Origin of the sequence: Mesorhizobium sp. M7A.F.Ca.MR.176.00.0.0 (assembly GCF_004023165.1) — a bacterium.
Taxonomy (GTDB): domain Bacteria; phylum Pseudomonadota; class Alphaproteobacteria; order Rhizobiales; family Rhizobiaceae; genus Mesorhizobium.
Genome location: NZ_RZTC01000032.1, coordinates 36399 through 57964 on the forward strand (window position 1 = coordinate 36399; position 21566 = coordinate 57964).

A 21566-nucleotide genomic window follows, 5' to 3' on the forward strand; every position below is an offset into this window, starting at 1 on the left:
TCTTGAACATGAAAAAACTGACCGTCATGCTGGCCACCGTTGCGGGGCTGGCGATTTCCGCCGGAAATGCCGTGGCCGACTCGACCCTGAAAATGGTCGAAGTCATCACCAGCCCGCCGCGCACCGAATTCCTGAAGAAGCAGATCGCCGAATTCGAAACAGCCAATCCGGGCATCAAGGTCGAGCTTATCTCGCTGCCCTGGGGCCAGGCGTTCGAGAAATTTCTGACCATGGTGCAGGCCGGCGATACGCCTGACATCGTCGAAATGCCGGAACGCTGGATGGGCCTCTATGCCAACAATTCCCAGCTCGAGGATCTCGGCCCCTATATGGCCAAATGGGATGATGCCAAGACGCTCGGCGACCGCGCCAAGCAGTTCGGCTCGACCGTCAACAACACCCAGTTCATGATCCCCTACGGCTACTATGTGAACGCGCTGTTCTGGAACAAGAAACTGTTCAAGGAGGCCGGCCTCGACGGCCCGCCGGCGACGCTCGACGATTTCATCGCCGACGCCAAGAAGATTTCCGCGCTCCCGGGGAAGTACGGCTACTGCCTGCGCGGCGGGCCGGGCGCCTTCAACGGCATGCACATGTTCATGAACATCGCCGCCGGCAAGGGCGGCTACTTCAACGAGGACGGCACTTCGACGATCAACGAAGAAGGCTCGGTCAAGGGCCTGCAGATGCTGGCCGACATGTACAAGGACGGATTGGCGCCGAAGGATGCGGTGAGCTGGGGTTTCAACGAAACGGTCACCGGCTTCTATTCCGGCACCTGTGCCATGCTCAACCAGGATCCGGACGCGCTGCTCGGCATCGCCGACAAGATGAGCGCGGACGATTTCGCCGTGGCGCCTTTGCCGGTCGGACCGAGCGGCAAATCCTATCCGACGCTGGGCTATGCCGGCTGGGCGATGTTTGCCAACTCGCAGCACAAGGACGACGCCTGGAAGCTGATGGCGACGCTTCTGTCGCCGAAGGACAATCTGGAATGGGCCAAGGAAGTCGGCGTCGTCCCGATCCACAACGGCGCCGACCAGGATCCCCATTTCAAGACGGAGCAGTTCAAGGGCTGGTTCACGGAGCTCAGCGACAGCTCCAAATATGAAATGGTCACCCCGCCGACGCATCTGGAGAACCTCGGCAATTTCGTCGACCAGGTGGCGATCAAGAATTTTCAGGAAGTGCTGCTTGGCCAGAAGACGGCCAAGGACGTCGCCGACCAATGGGCTGCCTTCCTGACCAAGGAACAGCAGGACTGGCTGGCGAAGAACAAGAAGTAAGCGCCTCTTTTTCCTCCTCCCCGTTCTACGGGGAGAAGGTGGCCCGATAGGGTCGGATGAGGGGCGGCGCTATGCCTCGATTGGTTCGCGCTGCCCCTATCTGCCTGCCGGCATCTTCTCCCCGTGAACGGGGAGAAGGACGCTGTTCCAGACGCCGCTCCAGGGAGCCGATCCTCAGCCAATGACCTACGCCGTGTCCGAAATACGATCCGCCGGCAAGCCGCGTCGCAAGCGGCTATCCCACGCCGCCATCGAGCCATGGCTCTATCTCAGCCCGGCGATCATCCTGCTGGTCGTGGTGCTTTTGGTGCCGCTGGTCATCGGCATCAGCTACTCCTTCCGCAAGTTCTCAGCGTTCAAGTCCGAATATGTCGGGCTCGGGCAGTATCAGGCGATGCTGTCGGATCAGGTGCTGGGGCAGGCGCTGGTCAACACGTTGTGGTGGACCGTCGCCAGCCTTTTCTTCCAGTTCTTCCTCGGCCTTGGCCTGGCGCTCCTGCTCGACAAGCCGTTTCGCGGCCGCAAGGCAGTACAAGCCCTGGTCTTCCTGCCTTGGGCGGTGCCGTCCTTCCTGTCAGGCCTGACCTGGGCCTGGCTGTTCAATCCGATCATCGGCCCGCTGCCGCACTGGCTGTTTGCGTTGGGGCTGAAAGCCGAGCCGACCAATGTGCTGTCCGATCCCTCTACCGCCATGTGGGGACCGATCGTCGCCAATATCTGGTTCGGCATTCCGTTCTTTGCCATCACCCTCTTGGCGGCACTGAAATCCATTCCATCGGAACTGCATGAGGCAGCGGCTATCGATGGAGCCTCGCCCTGGCAGCGCTTCACCAAGGTGACGCTGCCGTTTCTGGCGCCGACCATCGCCATCACCGTGATGTTGCGCACCATCTGGATCGCCACCTTCGCCGACCTGATCTTCGTGATGACGGAGGGCGGGCCGGCCGGCTCGACCAACACGGTGCCGGTCTACATCTATGTCAGCGCCTTCAAATCGCTGGACAAGGGCTATGCCTCGGCGGTGGCGGTGCTGTTGCTGATCCTGCTCATCGCCTATGCGATCGCCCTGATCGGCATCCGTCGCACGCTGGTGAGGCACGTCTGATGATCGCAGGACGCACAGCCTCGCAGCGCTTCTTCGGCGGCATCGGCCTCTACGCGGCAATCGCGGCCTACGTGTTCTTTTCCCTGTTCCCGATCTACTGGACGCTGAAGATCTCGGTCACGCCGGAGCGGCTGCTCTATTCCGAAGGCATCACCTTCTGGCCATCGCACATGACGCTGCAGAACTTCGTCACCGTGCTCGAGACGACCGATTTTCCGCGCTATTTCCTCAACAGCGTCATCGTCTCGGTCTCGACGGCGGCACTGGTGACGATCATCGCCACGCTCGCCGGCTATGCCATGTCGCGCTTCACCTTTCGCGGCAAGGCAGCCCTGGCGCTGATGTTGCTGCTCACCCAGACTTTTCCGCTGGTGATGGTCATTCCGCCGATCTACCGCGTGATGGGGCAGATCGGCCTGATCAACAGCCTGACCGGGCTGATCATCATCTACACCGCCTTCAACACGGCCTTTGCCACCTTCCTGATGCAGTCGTTCTTCGACGGCATCCCCAAGGATTTGGAAGAGGCCGCGATGATCGACGGCTGCACCCGCGCGCAGGCCATGCGCAAGGTGATCGTGCCGCTGACGCTGCCCGGCATGGGCGCGACGCTCGGCTTCGTCTTCACCGCCGCCTGGAGCGAGCTTCTGTTCGCGCTGATGCTGATTTCCAGCGACGACCAGAAGACCTTCGCCGTCGGCCTGCTCACCTTTATCGGCAAGTTCGCCGTCGACTGGGGACAGATGATGGCGGCATCCATCCTGGCGCTGATCCCGGTCTGCATCTTCTTCGCCTTCCTGCAACGCTATCTCGTCACCGGCCTGACCGCCGGCGCCGTCAAAGGATAGATCGATGGCCTCTGTTACGCTCGAAAAGGTCCGCAAGGACTATGGCGCCGTCCGTGTCCTACACGCGGTCGACCTTCAAATCGCCGATGGCGAGTTCGTCGTCCTGGTTGGGCCGTCAGGCTGCGGCAAGTCCACGCTTTTGCGCATGATCGCCGGGCTGGAGGAGGCTTCCGGTGGCGAGATCCGCATCGGCGAGCGGCTGGTCAACGACGTGGCACCCAAGGACCGCGACATCGCCATGGTTTTCCAGTCCTACGCGCTCTATCCGCATATGGACGTGTCGAAGAACATGGGCTTCAGCCTGCTCCTGAAGAAGGCGGAGAAAACGACGATCGACGCCAGGGTGGACGGCGCCGCCAAGCGGCTCGGGCTCGACACGTTCCTGCAGCGCCTGCCGCGGCAACTGTCCGGCGGCCAGCGCCAGCGCGTCGCCATGGGGCGTGCCATAGTGCGCGATCCCAAGGTTTTCCTGTTCGACGAGCCGCTGTCGAACCTCGACGCCAAGCTGCGCGTCCATATGCGCGCCGAGATCAAGGCGCTGCATCAGCAGCTGAAGACGACATCGGTTTATGTCACGCATGACCAGATCGAGGCGATGACCATGGCCGACCGGATCGTCGTCATGCATGACGGGTTGATCCAGCAGGTCGGCGCACCGCTCGATCTCTATGATCGGCCGGCCAACATGTTCGTCGCCGGTTTCATCGGTTCCCCCGGCATGAATTTCCTGCCGGCGATGGTTCGCAACGGTGGTGAGGCCGTACTGGCCGATGGCCAGGTGCTGCGCTTGCCGGAAGGCCTGCCGCTGACGGACGGTGACGCCATCACCGTCGGTCTGCGGCCCGAGCATATCAAGTTGGTGGATGAGGGCGCGTTGAAGGGGGAGGTGGGTGTGGTCGAGCCTCTCGGCCTTTCGACGCAGTTCTACGTCAAGCTGGCCAGCCAGCAGCTTTGCGTCTTTGCCATGGGCCGTGCCGGCGTGAAGCCCGGCGACGAGGTGAGGTTGGTTGTCGAACCAGACCAATTGCATCTGTTCGATCTGAAAAGCGGTGATCGCATCGGCTGAGGGGGACTCAGCCGGGCGGCGGGCAGCCGTATGAGGCGCCGATGTCGGGCGGGAAATACAGGTAACGCTACATTTCAATTGGATAAAATAGCGGAACGTCCAACAGACATTTCCGGAACCTAACAGGACCACTCGGACCTTTGCGTCTACAACGCAAGACCTTAGTCCCGCCGTCTTCTCAAAAGAACGGAGGTCGTTTCGCCACGAATTAGGCCGCCGTCGGAGTTAGTCAACACCGACGGCGGCGCCTGCAATATGGGCGAGTGGGTTGTGTGCGGATATGGTGTGATCGCGGAAGTGGATTGTAGACCGCTAACCGCGAGGGCTTCTTTTGGACAGCGGCGAACTGTCCAACGGGTTCTCAGCCGACTTGGCCGATCGCCGCTCCTTCAGCCAAAGGGACTTCTTTCTCCTTGCCAGGTTCTCGTCTCGAACGCTGTCGTCGGCGGTCACTCCGCCATGCATCGCGGCAATCACGTAGTCGGCTCTGTTGGTTCGAAAGTCGCCTTTTTGTACGGACATCGTTTTCTCCCAGTGCGAGGCATTTCCCCCCTTTTTGCCTGACGCTGAAACTAACTGCCTATCCGTGGTGCAAGTCTACCAATCGCCGATTGTATTAAAACGATACACTCAAGGCGGCACGATCGCACGAGAGGAGCCAATACCGGCGGGGCTCCTTCATTGACCCTGTTGTGATCCTTGCGGGGGTGCGGCGGCGGGAGGGGTCGGAGCCTGCGGTGGGGGTTCCGTGGAAGGCGCGGCGGGACTGTCAGGCTGAGGTGCAGGCGGTGCGGCCTCTTCCTCACTCAGAACCTGGTCAGTCCTGGCCTTGATCTCATCGGCCGTCTGCTGGCTTATCAGCCGTTGCTGACGGCGAAGCCAGCAACCAGAGCGACAAGGGCTGCAATGATTGCAGCTTTCACCTTCTTCGACATCCATAGGCGCCTTGTTCATGACACCCAACCCACGGCGAAGGGTGCCGCAACCTTGGCGAAGGGTCAATCCTTTTGGCTGCAGTCTCTGCTCACGTGCAACGAAATCAACTGGTTATAAACGAAAAACGCCGCCCATTGGGCGGCGTTTCGGCATTGCAGCGGGAAACCAGATTACTTGATCTTGGTTTCCTTGAATTCGACGTGCTTCTTGGCGACCGGGTCGTACTTGCGGAACGACAGCTTGTCGGTCTTGGTGCGGCTGTTCTTGCTGGTCACGTAGAAGAAACCGGTGTCGGCGGTCGACAGAAGCTTGATCTTGATGTTTGCGGCTTTGGCCATGATATCAGTCCGTTTGTTCGTGGGGTTTTGGCCGCTGGAGCACGGGGAAACACCCGGACGCGGGAAACTTGGCGCGACACATAAAGAACGCGCCCGGAAAGTCAAGCCCGGCAAGCCTAGTGCGACCCCCCTGAGCCTGCTGGTGAACGGAAATCATGCGGTTTCCGTCGCCGGTGACGCAACCTTCTTCCAGTCTCCGGTCGTGTTCCACCAGCGATTCGGATTGGCGCGGTCGTCCAGTCCCTTGGAACGGCTGGCGAGAATCGGTTGAATGCGGATCACCGGTTCCTGGTAGGAATGGGCCTGGAAAATCGCCTCGACGACGCGGGCGGCCAGCCCCTGGTCGTCCGGCAGTTCGAAGGAAACCTCGACCGTGCCGGGCCGCCGCCGCAATTCGGTTTCGGCGCCGGCGGCCGCACCGTCAAGCGGCCTGTAGCGTTCGATGCCGTGCGCCGACTGATAGGCATTGCGGTCATATTTGCCCATGGCCAGCGGCGCAATCGCCACCACAGCATCCATGATGCGGTCGACGTCGGCGGCCGGAGCCTGGAAGGTCACGAGCAGAAGCAGTGTCATTCGTAGCGATGTGGTTTCAAAGCCGCTGTCGATCATGGAAGTGTCCTCAAGTGTTTTGGGACACTCTTTTAGCCCTGTGCTCCTGACACGGTTGTGTCAGCAGCCTGCCACCGTGCGCGCCAAATGCAGGGCTGGCGGCAGTTGCGCTACAGCAGGATCTTGCGAACCAACCTGACGGCGACCAAAGCGATATAGGCGGCGAAGAACAGGCCGAGCGACCAGCCGAAGCCGGACGGGCCGAACGCATCCATGCCGATGCCGATCGCCTGCGGGCCGAGCACCATGCCGACACCGTAGCACAGCACGAAGGCGGCGTTGGCCGACGCCAGTTCATGGCCGGAAAGCTGCGAGCCGAGATGGGCAAGGCCGATCGTGTACATGGCAGCGACGACGCCGCCCCAGACGAACAGAAGCGCGGCCATCAAATGCCAATTCTGGGCGAAGAAGGGCATGAAGACGGTGCCGATAAGACCGACCGTGGCGCAGGCAATCAGCAGGTAGCGGCGATCGCTGACGCGGTCGCTGATCATGCCGATCGGGATCTGCAACAACACATTGCCGAGGCCGATCATGGTCAGCAGAAGGGCCGCATCGGCCTCGGAATAGCCGATGCGGCTACCATAGATCGGGAAGAGCGCAAAGCCGCCGGTTTCCACCGCGCCGAACACCAGCACGGCTGCGGTCGCCGACGGCACCAGCCAGATGTAGCGCAGGAAATTGCTGGTTTCGCCATCCGAGGCGATCGAGGGGCTCTCGTTGCGTGCTGCCAGCACGGGTATCGCCGCCAGCGTCACCAAGGCGATGATGACGCCGAACGGCCTGAAGCCGGAACTGCCGAGATGGGCGAACAGCCACGGTCCGGCGGCAAAGCCGAGCGACAGGACAGTGGCGTAAATGCCCAGCACAAGGCCGCGTCGGTGCGGCGGCGCCGAGGTGCTGATCCAGAATTCGGACAGGATGAACAGCACCGTCAGCGCGATGTGCAGCACGATGCGCAGTGGAAACCACATCCAGAAATCGGGTGCGAAATGAAAGCCGACAAAGGCCAGCGCGCCGGCGGCGATCATGGCGATCATGGTCCAGGCAACGCCGAACCGCATGGCGAGCGGAGTAGCCAGCGGCGCACCGGCGATCGAGGCGAGGCCGGCAACGGCGGTGTTGAGGCCGATCATCGAAGCCGAATGGCCGCGCGTTTCAAGGATGACGCTGAGCAGCGGCATGCCGAGGCCGATGGCGATGCCGACGACGCTGATCGACGAGATCGCCGCCACCATCGGCAGCCAGTGTACGCGTTCGTCGCCCTGTGGTTGGCTATCGACCGTCATGGGATGCTGAATACTCTGCCTGTTTGATCTAAGGAAAGTGCTGAGCGCTTTTCCGGGAAAACCGCGTCACACTTTTCCTGGAATTGCTCTAGAGAAGTTCGCGGGTGAAGCGTCTGCGGACAAGCCGGTAGAAGGGCACGGGTCCGCCTGGACGCAACAGTGGATCATGGGCGAGGCGCTTTTCCAGCTCGTCCAGGATCATTCGGGTGATGTCGGGTATGTCGGCTTCCCTGGCCTTGGCGAGCGGCAGCCAGACCAGCTCTTCGAGCTCGTTGGTGGGACTGCCACCGGGCAGTTCGACGGCGACGTCGTCACGCCAGGCGCTGAAAAAGCGGGTGTCGAAGCGGCGCACCCGGTTGGGCGGCGTGATGGCGCGCGCAACGAAGCGCAGCATGTCGAGAGAGGGTTGCACGCCGTGTTCGGCAAAGCCTTGCCAATCGGGCCTGGGGGTTGCGAAAGCACCCTTGCGGCCGATCAGCAGCCCGGCTTCCTCATAGGTTTCGCGGATGGCGGACAGGGCGATGGCGCGGGCTCGTGCGGCGCTTGTGCGGCCCGGTCCGGCGATCAGCCTGGCTTCCTGCTCCGGGTGCAATGCGGCGACGACCGGTATGCGGCTGTCGGCCGGATCGGTGCGGCCGCCGGGAAAGACGAACTTGCCCGGCATGAAGGCGTGGCCGGCATGACGGCGACCCATCAGAACCAGCACGTCATCGTCCTTGCGGTCGAGCAGGATGAGGGTTGCCGCGTCGCGCGGGCGAATTGGCCGGTCGCTATGAGCGATCATGCTCCGCTCGATCCTGTCGACTTCCGCCTTGGTCATACCGTCCATGCGCAGGACCTAGCGGAAACTTCTGGCAAGCGAAAGTGGCCTTTCACGGTCGGTATGTTGCGCCAGGCAGCATTCTTGGCTGCGGCCTAGGCTCCGGGATGCGGCTCGATCACGTCGTGCTCGCCGCCGAAGCCGTGCATATAGAAGGCCCATTGCAGTCCGATGACGGCACCCTTGATCGGCTGCAGCAACGCAACCGACAAAAGGATGGTCAGCGGAACCCAGATGGCGATGTGCTGCCATGTGGACAGCGTCGACGTGGCCTCAACGCCCATGAAGGCGCCCAGCACGACATGGCCGACGATGACGATGACCAGATAGGCGGGCAGGTCGTCGGCCCGGTGGTGATGCAATTCCTCGCCGCAGACACTGCATGTGTCGACGGTCTTGGTGAAAGCGCGAAACAGCTTGCCTTCGCCGCAATGCGGGCAGCGGCCGAGCAGGCCGCGCTTCATCGCCGTCCACAGCGGGCGCGCGGTCCGGCCCGAGTGATGTTCTCCGCCGAAAACCTGTTCTTCCATGGCTGTTGTCATCATCGTCTCCTGCCGCGCGAACCCGGTCGCGATTGCGACGCGCGAGCGCGGCCCTTGGCCTTGTGAAACGACCGCTTGGAGCCCGGCAGAGGCTTCGGGTCGGTCAACATCTCGAAGCGCATCGCCCCGGCCATCGGCGCCACCTCGATGAGACGGACCTCGACGCGGTCCGCGAGTTGGTAGCCTTTGCCCGAGCGTTCTCCGAACAGGGAGCGGGCCGTTTCGTCGTATATATAGTAATCGCCGTTCAATGTTGACACCGGGATGAAACCATCCGCGCCGTACTGCGGCAATTGGACAAATAGTCCTGACTTGGTGACGCCGGAGATGCGGGCATCGAACCGGTCGTCGACGCGTTCGGCGAGATAGCTGGCGATCAGACGGTCGACCGTGTCCCGCTCGGCCGCCATTGCGCGGCGTTCCGTGCCGGAGATCAGCACGGCGACATCTTCGAGCCGTGCCGCTTCGTCCTGCGTCAGCCCGCCCGGACCCAATCCGAGTGCGGCAATAAGTCCGCGATGCACGATCAAATCGGCATAGCGGCGGATCGGCGAGGTGAAATGCGCGTAGCGGCGGAGGTTGAGACCGAAATGGCCGATGTTCTTTGGCGAGTATTCGGCTTGGCTCTGCGAGCGCAGAACCACTTCGTTGACCAGGCCTTCATTGTCGGCGCCGCGCACGCGCTCCAAAATGCCGTTGAACTGGCTTGGCTGCATCTGCGCGCCGCGCGCGAGTGACAGGCCCAATGTCTGCAGGAACTCGCGCAGCGATTCCTGTTTGGCCAGTGATGGCGCGTCATGGACGCGATAGACCAGTTCCTGTTTCTTCGCCTCGAGCGTTTCGGCCGCCGCGACATTGGCCTGGATCATGAATTCTTCGATGAGCTTATGGGCATCGAGCCGGTCCGGCACGATGACGCGATCGACGGTGCCGTCCGGCTTGAGCACGATCTTGCGCTCGGGCAGGTCGAGTTCGAGCGGCTGGCGGCCGTCGCGACCGCGCTTCAGGATCGCATAGGCGTCCCACAGTGGCTTCAGCACGGTTTTGAGGATCGGACCTGTCTTGTCGTCCGGCGCGCCGTCGATCGCCGTCTGAGCCTGCTGGTAGGCGAGCTTTGCCGCCGACTTCATCATGACGCGATGGAAGGAGTGCCTGAGCTTGCGGCCCTCGGCCGAAAAAACCATGCGCACTGCCAATGCCGGCCGGTCCTGGCCCTCGCGCAGCGAGCAGAGATCGTTGGAGATGCGCTCAGGCAGCATCGGAACGACGCGATCCGGGAAATACACCGAATTGCCGCGCTTCAGCGCTTCGCGGTCGAGTGCCGTGCCGTAGCGCACATAGGCGGCGACGTCGGCGATTGCGACAGTGGCAACCACGCCGCCGGGGTTCTTCTCGTCGAGATCCGGCGTGGCGAAGACGGCGTCGTCATGGTCCTTGGCGTCGGCCGGATCGATGGTGATCAACGGCAGGTCGCGCCAATCCTCGCGGTGATCCAACGTCGCCGGTTTGACCGCTTCGGATTCTGCGATGACGTCGGCCGGGAAGATATGCGGAATGTCGTGCGCGTGGATGGCGATCATAGAGACCGCCTTTTCACTGGTCAGAGAGCCCAGCACGTTAAGCACCTTGGCCCTCGGCAGCCCATAGCGGGAAGCCCGCGCCGGCTCGACCTCGACCAGATCACCGTTCTTGGCGCCGTTCTGGAATTCCTTGTCGACGATCAGTTCGGGCTGGCGCCGTTCCACTGGCTCGATGCGGAAGGTGCCGTCCTGCAAGATGCGAAAGACACCGAGCACGGCATCGGTACGTTTTTCGAAAATCTTCACCACCCGCCCGGTGTAGGCGGGGCCGCCTAGGGCGACGTTCGTGTCGTCGGCCGGAAAGGTCTTGGCCAGCACGCGGTCGCCAATGCCGGGCGCCGGTCCACTGCCACTGCGCGACAGGCGGATGGAAACGATGGGCGGCGGCCCATTGGCTGTGTGTTCGGTTGGGCGCGCCAAGAGCACGCCATCGGCATCGCGGTCGAAAATATCGAGAACCGTGACATGGGGCAGGGCACCGACGCGAGCCAACCCCTTGCGCTCCTTGGTGAGGACGCCTTCGTCCTGCAAGTCGCGCAAAATATCCTTCAGCCAGATGCGGTCGTCGCCGCGCAGTGCGAACGCCTTGGCGATGTCGCGTTTGCCGGCGCGATCGGGATTTTCGGCGATGTAGCGCAGGATTTCGTCACGCGAGGGCCGGTAGTCGTCCTTGACCTTGGCCCTGGTGTCGGCGGTGCGCGGATCGCCGTGGGTTCTGCCGGTGATCTTGCGCGCCACGCTGTCCTATCCTTTTTTCTTCGCGGCCGGCTTCTTCGCAGCCGGCTTCTTGGCTGCCACTTTCTTGGTCGCCGGGGCCTTGGCCGCGGCTGCCTTTCGGAACGGCTTCTTGCCGCCGCCGCCCTTGGCCTCTTTCTCGGCAATCAATGCCAGCGCATCCTCGATCGTCACCGACTGCGGATCCTTGCCCTTGGGCAGCGTAGCATTGACCTTGCCGAAATTCACGTAAGGCCCGTATTTGCCGTCGCGCACGACGATCTTGCCGCCGCCATCCGGATGGTCGCCAAGCTCCTTCAGCGCCGCGGCAGTACCGCCATTGCGGCCGCCCTTGCCCTTCAGCTGCTTCTCGGCGATCACCGATACGGCGCGGTTGAGGCCGATCGAGAACACGTCCTCGATGCTTTCGAGATTGGCATAGGTGCCGTCATGCAGCACGAACGGGCCGTAGCGGCCAAGCCCGGCTGAGATCATCTTGGCGGTTTCCGGATGCTGGCCGACATCGCGCGGCAGCGACAGCAGCGCCAGCGCCTTTTCGTGGTCGATCGACTCGGCCGTCCAGCCCTTGGGCAGGCTGGAACGCTTGGCCTCCTTGCCGTCGCCACGCTGCAGATAGGGGCCGAAGCGACCGCTGCGCAGCGTGATTTCCTCTGACGTGTAAGGGTCCTTGCCGATCACCTTGGTGCCGTCCTCGCCGCCGCCATTCTCGCCATTGGGATTGGCGGCATCGCCGAGCTGGCGGGTGAAGGAGCAATCGGGATAGTTGGAGCAGCCGACAAAGGCGCCGAACTTGCCAAGCTTCAGCGACAGATTGCCGGTGCCGCATTTCGGGCAGATGCGCGGATTGGAGCCGTCCTCCCGCGTCGGGAACACCAGCGGCGCCAGTTCTTCATTGAGCGCGTCGAGCACGTCGGTGACGCGCAGTTCCTTGATGTCGGCGACGGCGCCGGAAAAATCCTTCCAGAAATCGCGCAGCACGTCCTTCCAGGCGAGCTTGCCGTCGGAAATCTCGTCGAGCTTTTCCTCGAGGGACGCGGTGAAGTCGTATTCGACATAACGCTTGAAGAAGCTTTCAAGAAAGGCCGACAGCAGCCGGCCCTTGGCCTGCGGCACCAGCCGGCGCTTGTCGATGGTGACGTAGTCACGGTCCTCGAGCGTCTTCAGGATCGCCGTATAGGTAGAAGGCCGGCCGATGCCGAGTTCTTCCAGCTTCTTGATCAGCGAAGCTTCGGAATAGCGCGGCGGCGGCTCGGTGGTGTGCTGGGTGGCATTGATCGCCTGGCGGGCTAGCTGTTCGCCGGCGCGGATTTCAGGCAGGCGGCGGTTTTCCTCGTCTTCCGCATCGTCGTCCTTCTGGTCGGTGTAGGCGGCGATGAAACCGTCGAACCGAACGACCGAACCGATGGCACGCAGCTCTGCGGTGCGCGATCCGTTGACCGCTTCGATCTCGGCGGTGGTGCGCTCGATCTCGGCTGGCTGCATCTGGCTGGCGATGGCGCGCTTCCAGATCAGCTCATAGAGCCGCATCTGGTCGGAATCGAGATATTGCCTGACCGATGCCGGGGTGCGCATGAAATCCGTCGGGCGGATCGCTTCGTGCGCTTCCTGGGCATTCTTGGCCTTGGCGGTATATTGGCGCGGCTTTTCCGGCAGGTATTTCGGACCGAATTCCTTGGCAATGGCGTCGCGTGCGGCGTCGATCGCCTCGGGTGCCATCTGCACGCCGTCGGTTCGCATATAGGTGATGAGACCTGTGGTCTCGCCGCCGATCTCCATGCCTTCATAGAGACGTTGCGCCACCTGCATGGTGCGGCTGGCCGAGAAGCCCAGGCCCGATGAGGCGGCCTGCTGCAGCGTCGAAGTGGTGAAGGGCGGGCCGGGATTGCGCTTGGTCGGCTTGGCTTCGACCGACACCGCCTTGAAGGTCGCGCCTTCGAGCATCGACTTGATGTCGTCGGCCTGCGCCTTGTTGGAAATGTCGAGCTTTTGCAGCTTCTTGCGATCGAAGGCGGTCAGCCGCGCTTCGAAATTCTCGTTGCGCGGCGTACCCAGCAGGGCGGCGATCTGCCAGTATTCCTCGCGGATGAAGCGCTCGATCTCGGATTCGCGGTCGCAGACCAGGCGCAGCGCAACCGACTGGACGCGGCCGGCCGAGCGGGCGCCCGGCAGCTTGCGCCACAGCACCGGCGACAGCGTAAAACCGACGAGATAATCCAGCGCCCGGCGGGCGAGATAGGCATCGACCAGCGGCGCATCGATCTGGCGCGGATTGGCCATCGCCTCCAGCACCGACGACTTGGTGATGGCGTTGAAGACGACGCGGCTGACCGGCTTGTCCTTCAGCGCGCGCTTCTGCTTCAGCACCTCCAGTACATGCCAGGAGATGGCTTCACCTTCGCGATCCGGGTCGGTGGCGAGGATCAGGCCATCGGCATCCTTGACCGCCTTGGCGATGTCGGCGAGTCGCTTGCCCGAGGCGGTGTCGACCGCCCAGGACATGGCGAAATCCTCATCCGGACGCACCGAGCCATCCTTGGCCGGCAAATCCCTGATATGGCCGAACGAGGCCAGAACCTTGTAGTTCTTGCCGAGATATTTGTTGATTGTCTTCGCCTTGGCCGGCGATTCGACGACGACGACGTCCATGAGGTCTCATATCAGCTGTGGTGCGGCAGAAGAATTCCGCTGCGCGCGACGAAATCTCGTTCTATTTGTCGCTCACATGGCCGCGCTTTTGCATCCGGTCAAGGGGAAGCGCCCAAATTGCGGGCCGGTCCGAAGCAATACACTCTTAGAGTGTATGGAGAAAATCACAGAATTTGGGAAAGGGAGATGGTGGTCCCCGAGTGAGCGGAAACGACCCGATTCATTTTTCCGCCGAGTCGTTGAAATGCTGCCCAAACCGGAAGGGCGACACTTAGCGACACTTATAAGGGGCTGTTCGATGCCGGCCGCCGAGTGCATGGAGATGCCGGCGACCAGCCCTTCTCCCGCCAGCAGCGGGATTGGCGTGCTTAGTCGGCCTTGACGATATGCCAGACCTCGCCGACGCCGTCGCCGGTCACATCGCCGGGCTTCTTGTCCTTGATGAAGGTGTAGACCGGCTTGCCGTCATAGGCCCACATCTTGGTGCCGTCGGTGCGGTCGACAACGGTCCATTCGTCGTCCGCCTTGGCGCCGGCTTCGGCTTTCAGTGGCGGCCAGTTGGTGGCGCATTTGTCGTAGCAATTGCTCTTGCCCTTCTCGTCCTTGTCATAGGTGTAGAGCGTCATTCCATTGGCGTCGGTGTAGATCTTGGTGCCATTGACCTCGGCTTCCTTCCACGCGTCGACGGCGAAGGATGCGGCGGTGCTGAGCAGAAGCGCTGCCAGTCCTGCGGTTATGGTTTTCATGGAAATCTCCCTGACTGGTATCTGGAGACGCGCGGGAAATCGCGGCCTCGCTGTGTCAACGCCCAGGGGCTGCCGTTTCTTCCCCGGCAAGCATGATCTTGCCAACACAATGGTGATTGGTGGACAAGGCTGCGCGTCGCTATATCAGCGGCACGACAGTGGAGTTCCTGGAAATGGCATTGGACATCGGCTATGTCAGCGCGGTCGGGGCGGGAGCCATCTCGTTCCTGTCGCCTTGCGTGCTGCCGCTGGTGCCGCCCTATCTCTGCTATATGGCCGGCGTCTCGGTCGACGATTTCCGTGGCAATGCGGGAACTACGGCGAGGGAAGGCGCACGCGGCGCGCTGCTCTATTCCTCGATCGCTTTCGTGCTCGGCTTCTCGACCGTCTTTGTCGCGCTTGGCGCCGGCGCTTCGACCATCGGCCGGCTGCTGCGTGTCTGGCAGGAGCCGCTGGCGATGGGCGCCGGCGTGCTGATCATCCTGATGGGCCTGAATTTCCTTGGCATCCTGCGCATTCCACTGCTGTCGCGCGAGGCGCGCTTCCGGTCGCAAGGCAAGCCGGCAAGTGCGGTCGCCGCCTATGTGATGGGGCTGGCCTTCGCCTTCGGCTGGACGCCCTGCATCGGTCCGGTGCTCGGTCCGATCCTGACGCTGGCCGGCGGCCGCGAGACGGTGGGCGAGGGCGCGCTGCTGCTCGCCGCCTATTCGCTCGGGCTGGGTATCCCGTTCCTGATCGCCGCCCTGTTTTCCGGCGCCTTCATGCGCTTCCTTGGCAAATTCCGCGTCCATCTCGGCCGCGTCGAAAAAGCGATCGGCGCGCTGCTGGTGGTCGCCGGCGTGTTTTTCCTCACCGGCGGCGTGCAGACGGTGTCTTATTGGCTGCTGGAAAATTTCCCGGTGCTGGGGCGGCTGGGGTAGGTCGCGTCGGCGGAACGATGCACGGCAGCCCGCATTTGCAGTACCGTTGATCAACACTTTTTCGAGCCGGGAGGCGAGAATGGTAGCCAAGGCGGATGTGCGAAAATTCTTCAAGGTCTATGAGAAAATCTACAATGACGCGATCGCCGACACCGTCGATCTCAACGACGTCGCGGACATGTATTCGGCCGGTTTTGTCTCGGTGACGCCGGCAGCGGTCATGGTTGGCGAGAATGGCGAGCAGTTGAAGGCCATCATGACAAAGGGCTTTGAGGCCTATCGTGCCCTCGGCAGCAAGAGGATGACCTGCAAGGAGGTCTCTGTGACACCTGTCGACCAGGACCATTGCGTGGCTGAGGTAAACTGGGCCGGTGACTATGAACGCAAGGATGGGAGTCCCGTGACCATCGACTTTGCGGTCAACTATCTCGTCGAAAAGCGTGACGGCAAGCTGAAGGTGTTTGGCTGGATATCAGGTGACGAGCAGGCGGAATTCAGGAAACACGGCCTGTGGTAGGTGTGCTGACTGCCGAATTCCGTTTTAAGACCCGCTGATTAAGAGTCAGCTGCTCCGCCATCTCACCGAAATTTAACCGCATTGGTGAAGCAAGGCGCCACTGCTAGCATGCTTTGATTCCCAACCCTTTTCATATGGTTGTCCCTTCCATGAGCCAGAGATCCTGCCTGTCCGTCATTCTCGCCGCCGGCGAAGGCACGCGCATGAAGAGCGTGCTGCCGAAGGTGCTGCACCAGATCGCCGGCCTGCCGATGGTCGCCCATGTGGTGAAGGCAGCCGAAGCCGCCGGCGCCGGCAGCCAGGCGCTGGTGATCGGCCATGGCGCCGACGAGATGCGCAAGGCTGCGGCAAAGTTCGCGCCGAAGGCCGAGACTTTCGTGCAGGAGAAGCGCCTTGGCACCGCGCACGCCGTGCTGGCCGCACGCGATGCGATATCAAAGGGTTATGACGACGTCCTGGTGATGTTTGGCGACACGCCGCTGATCGACGCCGATGCGCTGACCGTGGCGCGGCTGAAGCTGGCCGAGGGCGCCGCCGTCGTCGTGATCGGCTTCCGCCCGCCCAGCCCGACCGGCTATGGCAGGCTGATCGAGAAGGACGGCAAATTGGTGGCCATCCGCGAGGAGAAGGACTGTTCCGAGGAGGAAAGAAAGATCGGCTTCTGCAATGCCGGCATGATGGCGGTGGCCGGCGCCCACGTGCTGACGCTGCTCGATCAGGTTGGCAATAAGAATGCCAAAGGCGAATATTATCTCACCGACATTGTCGAGATCGCCAGTGCGCGAGGCCTCGATGTCGTCGCCACCGAAGCCAGCTTCGAAAGCGCACTCGGTATCAACAACCGCGCCGAACTTGCGCAAGCCGAGGGCATATGGCAGGCGCGCCGGCGGCATGAAGCGATGCTGTCGGGCGTGACGCTGATCGCGCCGGAGACCGTGTATTTCTCGCACGACACCGAGATCGGCACTGACACGATCGTCGAGCCCAATGTCTGGTTCGGTCCGGGTGTGAAGATTGCGACGGGCGCCAAGATACATGCGTTCAGCCACATCGAAGGCGCCACCATTGCGTCCAATTGCGATGTCGGGCCATACGCGCGACTGCGGCCGGGTGCTGATCTCCGGGACAAGGCCAAGGTCGGCAATTTCTGCGAGGTCAAGCAGGCGGTTATCGAAGAGGGCGCCAAGGTCAACCATCTGACCTATATCGGCGATGCCCGCGTCGGCGCGGGAGCCAATATCGGCGCCGGCACCATCACCTGCAATTATGACGGCTATTCGAAATTCTTCACGGACATCGGCGAGGGCGCTTTTGTAGGCTCCAATTCGTCGCTGGTGGCACCTGTCACCATCGGCAAGGGCGGCTACATCGCCTCGGGCAGCGTGATCACCGAAAGCGTGCCCGACGATGCGCTGGCCTTCGGCCGTGCTCCCCAGAAGACGATCCCGGGCAAGGGCAAGGAATTGCGCGAACGCTTTGCTTCGGCCGCGGCTGCGAAGAAAAAGTAAGACCAGCCCGCAAAAAACCGAACGATTGCAGTAACCGGATTGCAAGAGCGGTCTGTCATGGTGCATCGACAAGAATGAGCGTTCCGTTACACGGGACGAAATGCAATGTGACTTTCGCGGCAGGCCGGCCATCCCTAAATAGCGCTGGTTTTCCACGGGGAATCGGGGGCTGTCTGCATGTGCGGTATCGTTGGAATCGTCGGCCACTCGCAGGTTGCGCCGCTCATCGTCGATGCGCTGAAGCGGTTGGAATATCGCGGCTATGACTCGGCCGGCGTCGCCACCATCGAGCACGGCCAGCTTGCTCGCCGCCGCGCCGAAGGCAAGCTGATCAACCTCGAGCGCCGGCTCAAGGACGAGCCGCTCGACGGTACGATCGGCATCGGTCACACACGCTGGGCGACACACGGCGTGCCCAACGAGACCAATGCGCATCCGCATTTTTCCGACGGTGTCGCCATCGTCCATAACGGCATCATCGAGAATTTCGCCGAATTGCGCGAAGAACTGATCCGCGATGGCTATTCTTTCTCCTCGCAGACCGACACCGAGGTCGTCGCCCATCTGGTGGCGCGCGAACTCGCCAGAGGGCTGAAGCCGGTCGAGGCCGCGCACCAGGCGCTGAAGCGGCTGGAAGGCGCTTTCGCGCTGGCCATCATGTTCAAGGGCGACGAGGACCTGATCGTCGGTGCGCGCAATGGTCCGCCTTTGGCTGTCGGCCATGGCGATGGCGAGATGTTTTTGGGCTCCGACGCCATCGCGCTCGCACCGTTCACCAATTCGATCACCTATCTCGAAGATGGCGACTGGGCGGTGGTGCGCCGCGACGGCGTTGCCATCTTCGACATCGACGGCACAAAGGTCGACCGCAAGCGCCAGCAGTCGCTTTCGACCAGCTTCATGGTCGACAAGGGTAACCGGCGCCATTTCATGGAGAAAGAGATCCATGAGCAGCCCGAAGTGATCTCGCATACCTTGGCGAATTATCTGGATTTTGTCGGCGGCGTCTCCAAGCCGCTCGACCTGCCTTTCGATTTCGCCAAAATCGACCGGCTGGCGATTTCGGCCTGCGGTACCGCCTATCTTGCCGGCCTGATCGGCAAATACTGGTTCGAGCGCTACGCGCGCCTGCCCGTCGACATCGATGTCGCCTCCGAATTCCGTTACCGCGAAATGCCATTGTCGAAGAACGACGCGGCGTTCTTCATTTCGCAGTCCGGTGAGACTGCCGACACGCTGGCCTCGCTGCGTTATTGCCGCAAGGCCGGCATGAAGATCGGCGCGATCGTCAATGTGCGCGAATCGACCATGGCGCGCGAATCCGATGTCGTGCTGCCGACGCTCGCCGGGCCGGAGATCGGCGTTGCCTCGACCAAGGCGTTCACCTGCCAGCTTTCGGTGCTGGCATCGCTTGCTGTGCGGGCCGGCGTGGCGCGCGGGACAATCTCGAAAGAACAAGAGAAGACCCTGGTGCGCGCGCTTTCGGAAGCGCCGCGCTATGCCAATCAGGTGCTCAAGCTTGAAGAGCAGATCGAACGGATCGCGCGTGAACTCTCACGCTACAAGGACGTGCTCTATCTCGGCCGCGACACCAACTTTCCGCTGGCCATGGAAGGCGCGCTGAAACTCAAGGAAATCTCCTATATCCACGCCGAGGGCTATGCGGCCGGCGAGCTGAAGCATGGACCGATCGCGCTGATCGACGAGAACATGCCGGTCATCGTCATTGCGCCGCACGACCACATTTTCGAAAAGACCGTTTCGAACATGCAGGAAGTGGCGGCGCGCGGCGGCAAGATCATCCTGATCACCGACAGCAAGGGTGCGGCGCTGACGAGCGTCAAGACGATGGAGACGATCATCCTGCCGGACGTGCCGGAAATCATCTCGCCGATCATCTACGCGCTGCCGATCCAGATGCTGGCCTATTTTACCGCCGTCTTCATGGGCACCGACGTCGACCAGCCGCGCAATCTGGCGAAATCGGTGACGGTGGAATAGCTCTCATCCTTTCGTCATCCTCGGGTCTGCGCCGCGTCGCTTCGCTCCTTGCTCCGCCCGTGGATGACGAAAGGAAGGATGTTTTCGGCTAATCGTGAACGTATGCTGCTTCCGTTTGGATTGCTCCGTTGGAAGTGGCGGCATAATCGGCTCTTTAAAGACTTCGCAGTTCCAAACTGGACGGCGGTTCACTAATGTCGCGTCGAAATAGCACCTCCGGTGAATCATGTCCGACGCTCCCAAGACTTCCGGCGTGACCCGGCTGAGGAACTATTTCCTCACGGGCTTCATCGTCTGCGCGCCGCTGGCGATCACCGCCTACATCGCCTGGTCATTCATCGGTTGGGTCGATTCCTGGGTGAAACCCTATATTCCGGCCCGCTACAGCCCTGACACCTATTTGTCGTTTCCTGTGCCGGGGTTCGGGCTGATCGTGGCGCTCATCCTGATCACGCTGATCGGCTTCCTGACGGCCAACATCGTCGGCCGCGCCATCGTCAATTTCGGCGAGCGCCTGCTTGGCCGCATGCCGTTGGTGCGCGGTATCTATGGCTCGCTGAAACAGATTTTCGAGACCGTGCTGTCGAACAAGGGCGACATGTTCCGCCAAGTCGGACTGGTCGAATATCCGCGCAAGGGTGTGTGGTCGCTGGTGTTCGTCGCCAGCGAGAAGGAAACCGAGATCAACCAGAAGCTCGACCAGGAAGGCGATCCGCTGATTGCCGTATTCATGCCGTGCACGCCAAACCCGACCACCGGATTCCTGATGTATGTGCCGAAGTCGGACATCGTGCTGCTCGACATGACGATTGAGGACGGCGCCAAGCTGATTGTGTCGGCCGGGCTGGTGGCGCCCGAGGTCAAGCAAATGGTTGTCGTGAATGGCGAGCCGATCGAAGGGATGCTCGCCAACCCGTCGGTTGCCGCCCTGGCTCAGCCGGCGCGCAGGAGCCGCACGGCCTCGTCGCGACCGAACAAGTAAAGCAGCAGGCGCAACGCCTCGCCACGCTGCGATTGCAGCTCCGGGTCGCGCGACAGGATCAGCCTGGCATCGTCGCGGGCGGCCTCCAGAAGGTCGGTATGCGCCTCGATGCGCGCCACCTGGAAACCCGGCGTGCCGGACTGGCGGGTGCCCAGCAATTCGCCTTCGCCGCGCAGCTTCAGGTCTTCTTCGGCGATCAGGAACCCGTCCTCGGTCTCGCGCATCACCGACAGCCGGCGTTTTGCGGTCTCGCCGAGCGGGTCCTTGTAGAGCAGCACGCAGGAGGAGGGCTTGTCGCCACGCCCGACCCGGCCGCGCAGTTGGTGCAGCTGGGCCAGGCCGAAGCGCTCGGCGTGCTCGATGACCATGACGGTGGCGTCCGGCACGTCGACGCCGACCTCAATGACGGTGGTGGCGATCAGGATGCGTGTCTCGCCCTGCTTGAAGGCACGCATCGCCTCGTCCTTCTCGGCACCCTTCATGCGGCCGTGAACGAGCCCGATACGGTCGCCGAACAATGGTTTCAGCGAGGCGAAGCGGTCCTCGGCCGACATCAGCTTGATTTCTTCGGATTCCTCGACCAGCGGACAGATCCAGTAGATCTTCTGGCCTGCGGCGACGGCGTCCACCATGCGGTCGACCAGTTCGTCGAGCCGCTCGAGCGGCAGCGTAACGGTACGGATCGGCTGGCGGCCGGCCGGTTTTTCCGTCAGTTTCGACACGTCCATGTCGCCGAAAGCGGTCAGCACCAGCGTGCGGGGGATGGGAGTGGCCGTCATCACCAGCATGTCCGGCGCGTCGCCCTTGGCGGTGATGGCAAGCCGCTGATGGACGCCGAAACGGTGCTGCTCGTCGATCACGGCGAAGACCAGGTCGTGGAACATGACCGTCTCCTGGAACAGCGCATGGGTGCCGACCACGATGTCGATCTCGCCGCTTGCCAGGCCGGCCAGCGTATCCGCGCGTTCGCGGCCCTTTTCGCGGCCGGTGAGGATGGCAATGCGCAGCCCGACCTTGGCGGCAAGCGGCGTGATGGTCGCCAGATGCTGGCGCGCCAGGATTTCGGTCGGTGCCATCAAAGCTGCTTGG

At 62.2% G+C, this 21566-nt stretch carries 19 protein-coding genes; 9 read left to right on the plus strand and 10 right to left on the minus strand.

From position 1 onward, the window contains the following. The first annotated feature begins 8 nt into the window (after positions 1 to 8). The 4 genes from EOB59_RS13340 (at position 9) to ugpC (ending at position 4305) form a co-directional block, all read left to right on the plus strand. Entirely contained in the window at positions 9 to 1286 is a 1278-nt protein-coding gene (locus EOB59_RS13340; protein WP_128288531.1) for a sugar ABC transporter substrate-binding protein, read from the plus strand. Between the two features lie 181 nt (positions 1287 to 1467). Beyond that, positions 1468 to 2391 (plus strand): sugar ABC transporter permease, encoded by a 924-nt coding sequence (locus EOB59_RS13345; RefSeq protein ID WP_128288532.1) that lies wholly within the window; start codon positions 1468 to 1470, stop codon positions 2389 to 2391. After that, complete coding sequence (locus tag EOB59_RS13350; protein ID WP_127396861.1) at positions 2391 to 3239, plus strand: carbohydrate ABC transporter permease; 849 nt, start codon at positions 2391 to 2393, stop codon at positions 3237 to 3239. The genes EOB59_RS13345 and EOB59_RS13350 overlap by 1 nt, the downstream gene beginning before the upstream one ends. Positions 3240 to 3243: 4 nt before the next feature. Further along, entirely contained in the window at positions 3244 to 4305 is a 1062-nt protein-coding gene (gene ugpC / locus EOB59_RS13355) for a sn-glycerol-3-phosphate ABC transporter ATP-binding protein UgpC (RefSeq protein WP_128288533.1), read from the plus strand. A 312-nt stretch (positions 4306 to 4617) separates the two neighbouring features. Here the strand turns inward: ugpC and EOB59_RS13360 are convergent, their stop codons facing one another. The 9 genes from EOB59_RS13360 to EOB59_RS13405 all read right to left on the minus strand — a co-directional run bounded on the left by EOB59_RS13360 (position 4618) and on the right by EOB59_RS13405 (position 14549). Beyond that, on the minus strand, positions 4618 to 4827 hold the full coding sequence (locus tag EOB59_RS13360) for a hypothetical protein (protein WP_127271560.1): 210 nt from the start codon (positions 4825 to 4827) through the stop codon (positions 4618 to 4620). A gap of 584 nt (positions 4828 to 5411) precedes the next feature. Next, positions 5412 to 5579 (minus strand): 50S ribosomal protein L33, encoded by a 168-nt coding sequence (gene rpmG / locus EOB59_RS13370; RefSeq protein ID WP_006201775.1) that lies wholly within the window; start codon positions 5577 to 5579, stop codon positions 5412 to 5414. Positions 5580 to 5732: 153 nt separating this feature from the next. After that, positions 5733 to 6191 (minus strand): hypothetical protein, encoded by a 459-nt coding sequence (locus tag EOB59_RS13375; protein ID WP_127810545.1) that lies wholly within the window; start codon positions 6189 to 6191, stop codon positions 5733 to 5735. A 110-nt stretch (positions 6192 to 6301) separates the two neighbouring features. Continuing rightward, positions 6302 to 7480 carry an MFS transporter gene (locus EOB59_RS13380; RefSeq protein WP_128288534.1) on the minus strand — a complete coding sequence of 393 codons (1179 nt, stop codon included), beginning with the start codon at positions 7478 to 7480 and terminating at the stop codon, positions 6302 to 6304. Between the two features lie 88 nt (positions 7481 to 7568). After that, positions 7569 to 8309 (minus strand): NUDIX domain-containing protein, encoded by a 741-nt coding sequence (locus EOB59_RS13385; RefSeq protein WP_127271326.1) that lies wholly within the window; start codon positions 8307 to 8309, stop codon positions 7569 to 7571. 86 nt (positions 8310 to 8395) lie between these two features. Further along, positions 8396 to 8830 (minus strand): DUF983 domain-containing protein, encoded by a 435-nt coding sequence (locus tag EOB59_RS13390; RefSeq protein WP_174800363.1) that lies wholly within the window; start codon positions 8828 to 8830, stop codon positions 8396 to 8398. An 11-nt stretch (positions 8831 to 8841) separates the two neighbouring features. Then, positions 8842 to 11160: a ribonuclease R gene (gene rnr / locus EOB59_RS13395; protein ID WP_128288535.1), complete on the minus strand. Its 2319-nt coding sequence runs from the start codon at positions 11158 to 11160 to the stop codon at positions 8842 to 8844. A 6-nt stretch (positions 11161 to 11166) separates the two neighbouring features. Further along, entirely contained in the window at positions 11167 to 13803 is a 2637-nt protein-coding gene (topA, locus tag EOB59_RS13400; protein ID WP_128288536.1) for a type I DNA topoisomerase, read from the minus strand. A 368-nt stretch (positions 13804 to 14171) separates the two neighbouring features. Continuing rightward, positions 14172 to 14549 (minus strand): hypothetical protein, encoded by a 378-nt coding sequence (locus tag EOB59_RS13405; RefSeq protein ID WP_128288537.1) that lies wholly within the window; start codon positions 14547 to 14549, stop codon positions 14172 to 14174. Between the two features lie 173 nt (positions 14550 to 14722). Here EOB59_RS13405 and EOB59_RS13410 point away from each other — a divergent pair, with 173 nt between their 5' ends. From EOB59_RS13410 to EOB59_RS13430, 5 genes are all read left to right on the plus strand, one after another. Beyond that, the gene (locus EOB59_RS13410) at positions 14723 to 15469 is read left to right on the plus strand and encodes a cytochrome c biogenesis CcdA family protein (protein ID WP_128288540.1); all 747 of its coding nucleotides are present in this window, start codon (positions 14723 to 14725) and stop codon (positions 15467 to 15469) included. A 79-nt stretch (positions 15470 to 15548) separates the two neighbouring features. Next, positions 15549 to 15986, plus strand: a complete 438-nt coding sequence (locus tag EOB59_RS13415) for a nuclear transport factor 2 family protein (protein WP_128288538.1) — start codon at positions 15549 to 15551, stop codon at positions 15984 to 15986. Positions 15987 to 16135: 149 nt separating this feature from the next. Then, positions 16136 to 17494 carry a bifunctional UDP-N-acetylglucosamine diphosphorylase/glucosamine-1-phosphate N-acetyltransferase GlmU gene (gene glmU, locus EOB59_RS13420; RefSeq protein ID WP_128288539.1) on the plus strand — a complete coding sequence of 453 codons (1359 nt, stop codon included), beginning with the start codon at positions 16136 to 16138 and terminating at the stop codon, positions 17492 to 17494. A 177-nt stretch (positions 17495 to 17671) separates the two neighbouring features. Continuing rightward, complete coding sequence (glmS, locus tag EOB59_RS13425; RefSeq protein ID WP_127810539.1) at positions 17672 to 19495, plus strand: glutamine--fructose-6-phosphate transaminase (isomerizing); 1824 nt, start codon at positions 17672 to 17674, stop codon at positions 19493 to 19495. Between the two features lie 226 nt (positions 19496 to 19721). Then, on the plus strand, positions 19722 to 20477 hold the full coding sequence (locus tag EOB59_RS13430; protein ID WP_027036784.1) for a DUF502 domain-containing protein: 756 nt from the start codon (positions 19722 to 19724) through the stop codon (positions 20475 to 20477). Here EOB59_RS13430 and EOB59_RS13435 read toward each other — a convergent pair. Further along, a partial coding sequence (locus tag EOB59_RS13435) for an ATP-dependent DNA helicase RecG (protein WP_164895641.1) occupies positions 20429 to 21566 on the minus strand: 1138 nt, incomplete at its 5' end. The two genes, EOB59_RS13430 and EOB59_RS13435, sit on opposite strands and share 49 nt — an antisense overlap.

Excerpts from the sequence above, each read along its gene's own strand:
- EOB59_RS13375 (WP_127810545.1), bottom strand. The coding sequence starts at position 6,191 with ATGATCGACAGCGGCTTTGAAACCACATCGCTACGAATGACACTGCTT.
- EOB59_RS13385 (WP_127271326.1), bottom strand. The coding sequence starts at position 8,309 with ATGGACGGTATGACCAAGGCGGAAGTCGACAGGATCGAGCGGAGCATG.
- EOB59_RS13380 (WP_128288534.1), bottom strand. The coding sequence starts at position 7,480 with ATGACGGTCGATAGCCAACCACAGGGCGACGAACGCGTACACTGGCTG.
- EOB59_RS13345 (WP_128288532.1), top strand. The coding sequence starts at position 1,468 with ATGACCTACGCCGTGTCCGAAATACGATCCGCCGGCAAGCCGCGTCGC.
- glmS (WP_127810539.1), top strand. The coding sequence starts at position 17,672 with ATGTGCGGTATCGTTGGAATCGTCGGCCACTCGCAGGTTGCGCCGCTC.
- glmU (WP_128288539.1), top strand. The coding sequence starts at position 16,136 with ATGAGCCAGAGATCCTGCCTGTCCGTCATTCTCGCCGCCGGCGAAGGC.
- EOB59_RS13430 (WP_027036784.1), top strand. The coding sequence starts at position 19,722 with ATGTCCGACGCTCCCAAGACTTCCGGCGTGACCCGGCTGAGGAACTAT.
- EOB59_RS13340 (WP_128288531.1), top strand. The coding sequence starts at position 9 with ATGAAAAAACTGACCGTCATGCTGGCCACCGTTGCGGGGCTGGCGATT.
- EOB59_RS13410 (WP_128288540.1), top strand. The coding sequence starts at position 14,723 with ATGGCATTGGACATCGGCTATGTCAGCGCGGTCGGGGCGGGAGCCATC.
- EOB59_RS13405 (WP_128288537.1), bottom strand. The coding sequence starts at position 14,549 with ATGAAAACCATAACCGCAGGACTGGCAGCGCTTCTGCTCAGCACCGCC.
- EOB59_RS13360 (WP_127271560.1), bottom strand. The coding sequence starts at position 4,827 with ATGTCCGTACAAAAAGGCGACTTTCGAACCAACAGAGCCGACTACGTG.
- topA (WP_128288536.1), bottom strand. The coding sequence starts at position 13,803 with ATGGACGTCGTCGTCGTCGAATCGCCGGCCAAGGCGAAGACAATCAAC.
- EOB59_RS13390 (WP_174800363.1), bottom strand. The coding sequence starts at position 8,830 with ATGGAAGAACAGGTTTTCGGCGGAGAACATCACTCGGGCCGGACCGCG.
- EOB59_RS13415 (WP_128288538.1), top strand. The coding sequence starts at position 15,549 with ATGGTAGCCAAGGCGGATGTGCGAAAATTCTTCAAGGTCTATGAGAAA.
- EOB59_RS13350 (WP_127396861.1), top strand. The coding sequence starts at position 2,391 with ATGATCGCAGGACGCACAGCCTCGCAGCGCTTCTTCGGCGGCATCGGC.
- ugpC (WP_128288533.1), top strand. The coding sequence starts at position 3,244 with ATGGCCTCTGTTACGCTCGAAAAGGTCCGCAAGGACTATGGCGCCGTC.
- rpmG (WP_006201775.1), bottom strand. The coding sequence starts at position 5,579 with ATGGCCAAAGCCGCAAACATCAAGATCAAGCTTCTGTCGACCGCCGAC.